This window comes from Bradyrhizobium yuanmingense (genome assembly GCF_029167105.1).
Lineage (GTDB): Bacteria > Pseudomonadota > Alphaproteobacteria > Rhizobiales > Xanthobacteraceae > Bradyrhizobium > Bradyrhizobium yuanmingense_A.
The window spans coordinates 1-542 of record NZ_JARFML010000128.1; the positions used below are offsets into that span (position 1 = coordinate 1).

Genomic DNA, 542 nt, shown 5'->3' on the forward strand with positions numbered 1-542 from the left:
TGACGGCCGAGGCGGTGACGGTGATCCTGTCCTCGATCGACCGCATCAAGGAGATTTTGGCTGGCTTGGAGGCGACCGAGGCCGAGCCGGAGGGGAACGACCGCGATCTCATCGACAAGCTGGAAGCAATGGTCGAGCAGGGCATGGCGGCAATGGCTGCCGGTGCAACTGCGCCTGCTCCCGTCGCTGACGCCCCGCCGCTGGTGCCGGAAGCTCCGGCTGCCGCACCCGCCAAGGAAATGACCATGGGCACGCTGGTCGATCAGACCCTGGAGCGTCCGCTGCGTCCGGGCGAGGTCTCGCTCGACGAGCTCGAGCGCGCCTTCCGCGAGACCGCGATCGAAGCGCCGGTGCCCGTTGCTCAGGCCGAGGCAAAGGCCGAGCCCGCGGCTGAAGCGCCCGTGGCGAAGGAAGTCGCAAAGCCTAAGGAGAAGGCCGCGCCGAAGAAGTCGATGGCCGACGAGATGGCGGGCGAGGGCGACCGCATCGCCAACCAGTCGATCCGCGTCAACGTGGATACGCTGGAGCACCTGATGACCATG

The 542-nt window shown here is 67.5% G+C and carries 1 pseudogene; it reads left to right on the forward strand.

The features are described from left to right. A pseudogene (locus P0R31_RS40770) lies at nt 1-542 on the forward strand (hybrid sensor histidine kinase/response regulator); the annotation flags it as partial.